This is a genomic window from Pseudoalteromonas sp. McH1-7 (genome assembly GCF_013366255.1).
GTDB lineage: Bacteria > Pseudomonadota > Gammaproteobacteria > Enterobacterales > Alteromonadaceae > Pseudoalteromonas > Pseudoalteromonas peptidolytica.
In genome coordinates this window covers 65,284-73,851 of the sequence record NZ_JABWPQ010000028.1, presented here as the reverse complement: position 1 = coordinate 73,851, position 8,568 = coordinate 65,284, and the positions used below count along the sequence as shown (strand labels likewise).

7 protein-coding genes are annotated in these 8,568 nt (G+C 42.7%); 5 read left to right on the top strand and 2 right to left on the bottom strand.

Going from position 1 to position 8,568, the window contains the following annotated elements; all coding sequences use genetic code 11:
- Positions 1–208: 208 nt before the first annotated feature.
- A complete protein-coding gene (clpA, locus tag HUZ36_RS18160; protein ID WP_125254437.1) occupies positions 209–2,473 on the bottom strand; it encodes an ATP-dependent Clp protease ATP-binding subunit ClpA in 2,265 nt (754 codons plus the stop codon).
- A gap of 28 nt (positions 2,474–2,501) precedes the next feature.
- Positions 2,502–2,819: an ATP-dependent Clp protease adapter ClpS gene (gene clpS / locus HUZ36_RS18155; RefSeq protein WP_128730272.1), complete on the bottom strand. Its 318-nt coding sequence runs from the start codon at positions 2,817–2,819 to the stop codon at positions 2,502–2,504.
- 200 nt (positions 2,820–3,019) lie between these two features.
- Here clpS and cspD point away from each other — a divergent pair, with 200 nt between their 5' ends.
- The 5 genes from cspD (at position 3,020) to hflD (ending at position 8,517) form a co-directional block, all read left to right on the top strand.
- Positions 3,020–3,238, top strand: coding sequence for a cold shock domain-containing protein CspD (gene cspD, locus HUZ36_RS18150; protein ID WP_125254439.1), 219 nt, complete (start codon positions 3,020–3,022; stop codon positions 3,236–3,238).
- 461 nt (positions 3,239–3,699) lie between these two features.
- Positions 3,700–5,919, top strand: a complete 2,220-nt coding sequence (locus HUZ36_RS18145) for an NADP-dependent isocitrate dehydrogenase (protein ID WP_128730274.1) — start codon at positions 3,700–3,702, stop codon at positions 5,917–5,919.
- Between the two features lie 111 nt (positions 5,920–6,030).
- On the top strand, positions 6,031–6,699 hold the full coding sequence (locus HUZ36_RS18140) for a pseudouridine synthase (protein WP_176033608.1): 669 nt from the start codon (positions 6,031–6,033) through the stop codon (positions 6,697–6,699).
- 115 nt (positions 6,700–6,814) lie between these two features.
- Positions 6,815–7,915 (top strand): tRNA 2-thiouridine(34) synthase MnmA, encoded by a 1,101-nt coding sequence (gene mnmA, locus HUZ36_RS18135; RefSeq protein ID WP_176033607.1) that lies wholly within the window; start codon positions 6,815–6,817, stop codon positions 7,913–7,915.
- Positions 7,915–8,517: a high frequency lysogenization protein HflD gene (gene hflD / locus HUZ36_RS18130; protein ID WP_128730278.1), complete on the top strand. Its 603-nt coding sequence runs from the start codon at positions 7,915–7,917 to the stop codon at positions 8,515–8,517. The genes mnmA and hflD overlap by 1 nt, the downstream gene beginning before the upstream one ends.
- The last annotated feature ends 51 nt before the right edge of the window (positions 8,518–8,568 follow it).

Sequence of the window (8,568 nt, the reverse complement as noted above, 5' to 3'; positions counted from 1 at the left end):
TGATGTTATTTAGGTATAGCCAAGTTCATTCATATCATTAGTACACACGAACGACTTGCATTGAGCTTACCTGATGACTATTTAGTGGCTAGGCTTAGTAGCTCTAAATGCGCAATGGTCTTAGGGATTCGGAATATCATTATGACAACAAAAAACCCAGCTATGCTGGGTTTTTATGAGCACTATAGAGAAGGTAACCTAATACTACTTATGCCGACACGGCTTCAGTTTGATACTCAAAAGACAGTTTATTGTCCTTCACAGTTACTTTCACAGTACCACCATCAGACAAATGGCCGAACAATATTTCGTTCGCAAGTGGCTTTTTCAAGTTATCTTGAATAACTCTTGCCATCGGACGAGCCCCCATGGCTTTGTCATAGCCAAGATCTCCTAACCAATCTCTCGCTTGTGTTGTCAACTCTAGGTTAACTGACTTTTTATCAAGCTGAGCTTGTAGTTCGACGATAAACTTATCAACCACTTGCAAAATAACCTCTTTCTCAAGGTGATTAAACCAAATGATGTTATCCAACCGGTTTCTAAACTCTGGCGTGAACACTTTATTGATTTCTACCATCGCATCATGAGAGTAATCTTGCTGCTGGAATCCAATTGATTGACGAACCGTCTCTTGAACACCGGCATTTGTCGTCATCACCAGTACAACATTTCTAAAGTCTGCTTTGCGACCGTTGTTATCGGTCAAAGTACCATGGTCCATAACCTGCAACAGAATATTGTAGATATCAGGGTGAGCTTTCTCAATTTCGTCAAGTAATACGACTGCATGAGGGTGCTTTATGGCAGCTTCGGTCAATAACCCACCTTGCTCAAACCCAACATATCCAGGAGGAGCACCGATTAATCGGCTCACGGCATGACGCTCTGCATATTCTGACATATCAAAGCGTATAAACTCGATGCCCATACACTTAGCAAGTTGTTTGGTCACTTCAGTTTTACCCACTCCCGTAGGCCCTGCAAACAAAAACGAGCCAACCGGCTTGTCTTCATTAGCCAGACCTGAGCGAGACAACCGGATTGCTGACGTTAACGCATCAATAGATTCGTCTTGGCCAAATACCAACATTTTTAAATTGCGGTCTAGGTTTTTCAACGTTTCTTTATCGCTTGACGATACGCTTTGTTGAGGGATACGAGCCATCTTGGATACAATTGCTTCTATATCAGCAACACTGATTGTTTTTTTGCGTTTTGATGAAGGCTGTAACCTTTGGTTTGCTCCAGCTTCATCGATGACGTCAATTGCTTTGTCAGGTAAATGACGTTCGTTAATATACTTTGCACTAAGCTCAGCCGCAGCCTTCAATGCTTTTTGAGTATAACGAATACCATGATGCTCCTCATAACGTTCTTTCAACCCGTTAAGTATCTTGGTGGTATCTTCTACACTAGGCTCAACAACATCAATTTTTTGGAAACGACGAACAAGCGCTCGGTCTTTCTCAAAAATGTTTTTAAACTCAGAGTAGGTAGTTGAACCCATACATCTTAGTTGCCCACTGGATAACAGTGGTTTAATTAGATTAGACGCGTCCATTACACCACCAGATGCGGCTCCTGCACCAATGATAGTGTGAATTTCGTCAATAAAGAGGATAGCGTGAGGTTTAGCTTGAAGCTCTTTAAGCAAGGCTTTAAAGCGCTTTTCAAAGTCTCCACGATATTTCGTTCCGGCTAGAAGTGCCCCCATGTCCAATGAGTAAACTACGGCATCCGATATTACATCAGGTACCTGATTATTTACGATACGATACGCAAGTCCTTCAGCAATTGCCGTTTTACCGACACCAGCTTCTCCCACCAATAATGGGTTATTTTTCTTACGACGACACAGGACTTGAACCGTGCGCTCAACCTCCTCGTCACGCCCAACAAGCGGGTCTATTCGCCCCGATTCAGCTTGAACGTTAAGGTTAGAGGTAAAGTTTTCCAGTTTGGTTTTTTCTTCCTGCTGCATTTCACCGCTATCATCTTGCATCTCTTCGTGATCTTCTTGTTCTCCATCGTCCTCAATCTTTGAGATACCATGGCTGATAAAATTCACGATGTCTAAGCGGCTAACGTCCGATTTTTTAAGTAAATAGACTGCCTGACTTTCCTGTTCGGAAAAAATAGCGACGAGTACATTTACTCCTGTCACTTCAGAGCGGCCTGAAGATTGAACGTGGAATACGGCACGTTGAAGGACACGTTGGAAGCCAAGTGTCGGTTGAGTTTCTCTGTCTTCCTCTAAATCAGGAATAACAGGTGTCGTTTCATCAATAAACTCTGATAGCTCACGCTTCAGGCTAGTCATATCGACACCGCAAGCATCTAGCGCTTCACTAGCAGAAGGGTTATCGATCAATGCAAGTAATAAGTGCTCGACCGTCATAAATTCATGACGACGAGAACGAGCCTCGCGAAACGCGGCGTTAAGAGTAAGTTCTAAGTCTTTGTTTAGCATTGGCAACCCCCAACAAGAAATTTATAGGTCATTCCTGCTCACAACTACAGAGCAGCGGATGCTCATTGTCACGAGCATATCGGTTTACCTGCTCAGCCTTTGTATTGGCAATATCAGCAGGGTACACTCCACATACCGCTTTTCCCTTGTGATGCACTTCAAGCATCACCTCAGTTGCTCTCTCGCTATCCATATTGAAGAATGTCGTCAATACCTCGACAACAAAATCCATGGGTGTGTAATCATCATTGTTTAAAATCACTTTATATTTTCGTGGTGGCTGAAGCTGCTGCTTCTGCTCTTCACGAACGGCGTCCAATACACCCGAATCTTTTGTCCCACTCATAATTAAATATAGTCTTGTCTTATATACTCAAGCAAATAGAATTGAGAAATAAATAAAATGTTAAAAAAAAGAGCAAAAAACTTGACTGCTTGCTCATATAAACTACAGTCTTACATGACTGTCTAATCTATGGGCAGTTTAGCAAAATTAAAAGAGTAGATTAACTTTAATTTAGTCAACTTATAGAAGGATGTAGAAGTATGGCTTGCGGAAAAGTCAAATGGTTCAACAACGCCAAAGGGTTTGGTTTCATCGTAGAAGACGGCAGTGACGAAGATATCTTTGCGCATTACTCAACGATTGTAATGGATGGATACAAGACGCTTAAAGCTGGTCAGGATGTATCATTCGAGCTACAAGAAGGCCCTAAAGGGCTTCACGCTACCAACATTTCTCCTATTACGGAAGATGTTGTGTAAGACGTGGTAGTTTTTGGCTAAAGCGGGTTACATTCGTGCTCGCTTATTCCCCCCAAATTTTAACTAATCTTTCTTCACTTCATGCTAATACGCATTCACTTTTGTCCTAATTGTTATAACTTTTCACTTTTATACTTTAAATTTAATAATTAGCCCCCATATGCAAACATTGTTAGACTAAAGCACGGTTGCAAAGCGCAATAAAGGTTGGTTAGATATTCTTATTTAAAGTGTAAAGCCTTACTCTAAAAACTGAGGCAAGTAACAATATCTAACAAACCTGCTAACGTAACGCTAACTAGCTCACAGTTGTGTGGGCAGTTACTAAAGCCTCTATATCTATAATTGTTTTTGTTTTCAATTTACCGGTTGGTAAATAGGTTAGAAGCTTAGAAATCGCGTTGCTTAGTCCTAATAGCAATTGTTGAACGGCGCAAGCCCACAACTATCTAGGAATGATGATGACATCGAAAATTATCTACACCAAAACAGATGAAGCACCAGCACTAGCCACTTATTCGCTCCTGCCAATCATCCAAGCATTCACCAAGCCTGCAAATATCGAAGTAGAAACTCGCGATATTTCTCTAGCAGGACGCATCATTGCAACTTTCCCTGAATATTTAAAAGAAGAACAACGCATTGGTGATGCGCTAGCGGAATTAGGCGAACTTGCAAAGACGCCTGAAGCAAACATCATCAAATTACCAAACATCAGTGCGTCTATTCCACAGCTTCGTGCTGCAATCAAAGAATTGCAGGCAAAAGGCTACGCGTTACCTGACTACCCTTCAGAGCCTAAAACGGACGAAGAAAAAGACATTAAGGCGCGTTACGATAAAATTAAAGGCAGTGCTGTAAACCCTGTACTTCGTGAAGGTAACTCTGACCGCCGTGCTCCTACTTCTGTAAAAGGTTATGCGCGTAAAAACCCACATTCGATGGGTGCTTGGTCAAAAGACTCACAATCTTATGTAGCTTCAATGACTGACGGTGATTTTTTTGGTTCTGAGCAATCTGTAACTGTTAACGAAGCAACAGATGTGCGTATTGAGCACGTAGCGGCCAATGGCGAGGTAACCATATTAAAGCAAAGCACTCCACTTCTTGCAGGTGAAATTATTGATGCTTCACGTATGAGTGCCAGTGCACTACGCGAATTTCTTGCGGCACAAGTACAAGAAGCAAAAGATAAAGGTGTATTGTTCTCGCTGCACATGAAAGCGACGATGATGAAGGTATCTGATCCAATTATCTTTGGTCATGCTGTTAAGGTTTTCTATAAAGACGTATTTGAAAAGCATGCAGCGACATTTGCTGAAATCGGCGTTGACGCTAGCAATGGTATTGGCGACGTTTACGCTAAAATTGACTCTCTTGATGACGCAAAGCGCCAAGAGATTGAAGCAGATCTGAACGCAGTATATGAAACTGCGCCTGATATCGCGATGGTTGACTCTGACCGTGGTATTACTAACCTGCATGTTCCAAGTGATGTCATCATTGACGCGTCGATGCCTGCAGCTATTCGCTCTAGTGGTCAAATGTGGAATGCTGAAGGTAAACAACAAGACACCGCTTTTGTAATTCCTGATCGCTGTTACTCAGGCGTTTACAGTGCGACTATCGACTTCTGTAAAGAGCATGGTGCTTTTGATCCTCGCACTATGGGCACGATTCCAAACGTTGGCCTAATGGCTCAAAAAGCAGAAGAATACGGCTCACACGACAAAACCTTTGAAGCGCCTTCTGCGGGTACAATTCGTGTAGTTGATACAGCTGGTAATACATTACTTGAGCACACTGTTGAAGAAGGTGACATCTGGCGCATGTGTCAGGTCAAAGACGCACCAATTAAAGACTGGGTTAAACTTGCCGTGAATCGCGCTCGTGCAACCAATACACCTGCTGTATTTTGGTTAAATGAAAACCGTGCACACGATGCAGAGCTAATCAAAAAGGTCAATGCGTATCTTCCAGAGCATGACACAAATGGTCTTGAGATCTTGATCAAAGCACCTGTCGATGCGACTCTTTTCTCCCTTGAGCGTATGAAAAAAGGAGAAGACACGATTTCTGTAACAGGTAACGTGCTACGTGACTACCTAACAGATCTTTTCCCTATTCTTGAGCTTGGTACAAGTGCAAAAATGCTATCTATCGTACCACTAATGAATGGCGGCGGTTTATTCGAAACGGGGGCCGGTGGTTCTGCACCTAAGCATGTTCAACAATTCGAAAAAGAAAACCACTTACGCTGGGATTCTTTAGGTGAGTTCCTAGCAACTGCGGCTTCTTTTGAGCACTTAAGTCAAACAACAGGTAATGCTAAGGCGCAAGTTTTAGCTGATACTTTGGATGCAGCGACAGCTAAATTCCTTGACGAGAACAAGTCTCCTTCACGTAAAGTGAAAGAGCTGGATAACCGTGGTAGCCACTTCTATCTGGCAATGTACTGGGCGCAGGAACTTGCAGCGCAAGACCAAGATACTGAGCTTAAAGCCAAATTTGAAAATATAGCTGGCGAGCTGACTGCTAAAGAAAGCGAAATTGTTGCAGCATTGAACGAAGTTCAAGGTGTGTCAATGGATGTTGGCGGATATTACCAGCCAGAGGACGACAAAGCATTTGCAGCAATGCGTCCGTCATCTGTACTCAACGATATTTTAGCTTCACTTTAATGTTTAGTTAAACCACTAAAGGCGGCCAAAAGGCCGCTTTTTTGCTTTTGGGCGACACATTTGCTCAATTGCGTTAATATACTGCTTTTCGTGAAAACTAGGAATATGGCGATGAGCACAAGTAATAGAGCCAGCAAATCAAACTCCAGAGCACCGCAAAGAAAAAAGCCCCCTTTTCTTCAACGGTCTAAATCACGAAAGCCCCCGGTTAACCAAAGGCCGTTAAAGCCAACACTGCCGCCAAAGCAAGTCAAAGTAGTATTGTTTAACAAACCTTTTGATGTATTGTGTCAATTCACTGACGATCAAAACCGTAAAACCCTAGCCGACTTTATTGATATTAAAGATGTTTATGCTGCAGGTCGCTTAGACCGAGACAGCGAAGGGTTATTATTACTCACTAACTGCGGTAAGTTACAAAATAAACTGACCGCACCTAAGAAATCGACCTATAAAACATATTGGGTTCAAGTCGAAGGCATCCCCTCCAATGATAACCTTGATGCCTTGAGAAATGGAGTGGAATTAAAAGACGGGCCAACCTTGCCTGCCAAAGTAGAGGTAATAACTGAACCTGATATCTGGCCAAGAAACCCGCCTATTCGTGAGCGTAAGAATATCCCCACTACGTGGCTGTCAATCTCAATCACAGAGGGCCGTAATCGCCAAGTGCGAAGGATGACTGCACACATAGGCCATCCGACGCTCAGACTGATCCGTGCCCAAATCGGATCATACAGCTTGGGCAATTTAAAAAATGGTGAATACAAGGTGGTTTAGCACATTGCACTTAGTGCTTTAACACCTACCACGGGCACTTCACAGACGTGCAATTTGAAGAGATTTAAGTATAATAAGCGCTTTCTTACTGAGCATTAAGATTAATAGCAAAATTATGAGCGATAATAGTCACATTAAAGTTATCGTCGGAATGTCCGGCGGTGTTGATTCTTCCGTATCTGCCTACCTTTTAAAACAGCAAGGATACCAGGTCGAAGGCCTGTTTATGAAAAACTGGGAAGAAGATGACAATGATGAGTATTGTGCTGCAGCTGAAGATCTAAAAGATGCTCAGGCAGTTTGTGACAAGCTAGACATTGAACTACACACCGTCAACTTTGCCGCCGAGTACTGGGATAATGTGTTCGAACATTTCCTTGAAGAATACAAGGCGGGTCGTACGCCAAACCCAGACATCATGTGTAATAAAGAAATCAAATTTAAAGCATTTTTACAATTTGCTGCTGAAGCACTTGGCGCTGACTATATTGCGACAGGACATTACGTTCGACGAGCCGAGCGCGATGGTAAATTCGCTATGTTGCGTGGGGAAGACGAGAACAAAGACCAGAGCTATTTTCTTTACACGCTAAGTCATGAGCATATTGCGCAAACGCTTTTCCCTGTAGGTGAAATCGCTAAACCAGAAGTGCGCAAAATTGCGGAAGAACAAGGCTTAATCACACATGATAAAAAAGACTCAACCGGTATTTGTTTTATTGGTGAACGCAAATTTAAAGACTTTCTTGCGAAGTTTTTACCAGCGCAACCTGGTGTGATTGAGGATTGTGACGGTAATCATGTTGGTGAACACGAAGGCTTGATGTACCACACGCTCGGTCAGCGCAAAGGCTTATTAATTGGCGGTTCAAAAGAAGGCAATGGTGAACCTTGGTATGTAGTAGACAAGGACATTGAAAGAAATGTTCTGGTTGTAGGTCAAGGAAAGAATCACCCTCGCCTATTCAGTAACGGTTTAAATGCTAATCAACTACACTGGGTTGACCGAGTAGGTCCCCAAGGTACGACACGTTGCACCGTAAAAACACGATATCGACAAACCGATATTCCATGTACGCTTTTAGTCGGTCAAGACGGCATGGCTCGCGTGCTATTTGATGAGCCACAAAAAGCGGTTACACCAGGACAATCAGCGGTATTCTATGCCGATGACGTATGCCTTGGTGGCGGGATCATTGAATCGGTAATAAAGTAATGCAAAATCAATCTGTAATGCCTTTGGCCGCGATGTGCCAAATCAGTAAACTGGTACAAAAATGTGCCCGCTACGGGACATTTAATGATAATGAAGTAGAAGGCTTTCTAAAGAGCATTATTAATACCGCCCCCGAGCGACCTGAAGATGTTTATCCAGATAAATTTGCAATTAAAGCTGGATGTAAAACACTGGTTGAGCAACTTTCTGCGGGCGGTGAGAAAGACGTTGAAATGGTTAAATACGTTGGCGCGATGATGCAACTGGAAAGAGTGTTAACAAACGACAGTAAATCACTCAACTTATTGGCACAAAAAATTGAACAGGTAGAGCGTCAACTTCTACACTTTGACATCTATGAAAGTCAAATCATTGCTTCCCTTGCCGATATATACGGACAAGTTATCAGCCCCTTAGGCCCTAAAATCCAAGTATTTGGCAAGCCTGAACTATTAAAACAACCTGCTACGCAACAAAAAATCCGAGCATTACTGCTAGCAGGGATCCGCAGTGCTGTATTGTGGCGTCAACTCGGTGGAAAACGTCGTCACTTCTTCTTTGCGAAGAAAAAAATCATCAGCGCGGCAAAGAGTTATTTGTAAATTCGTAGTGGCGCCAAAGCCACTCTAAAAGTATCGTTCAAAACAAACAGT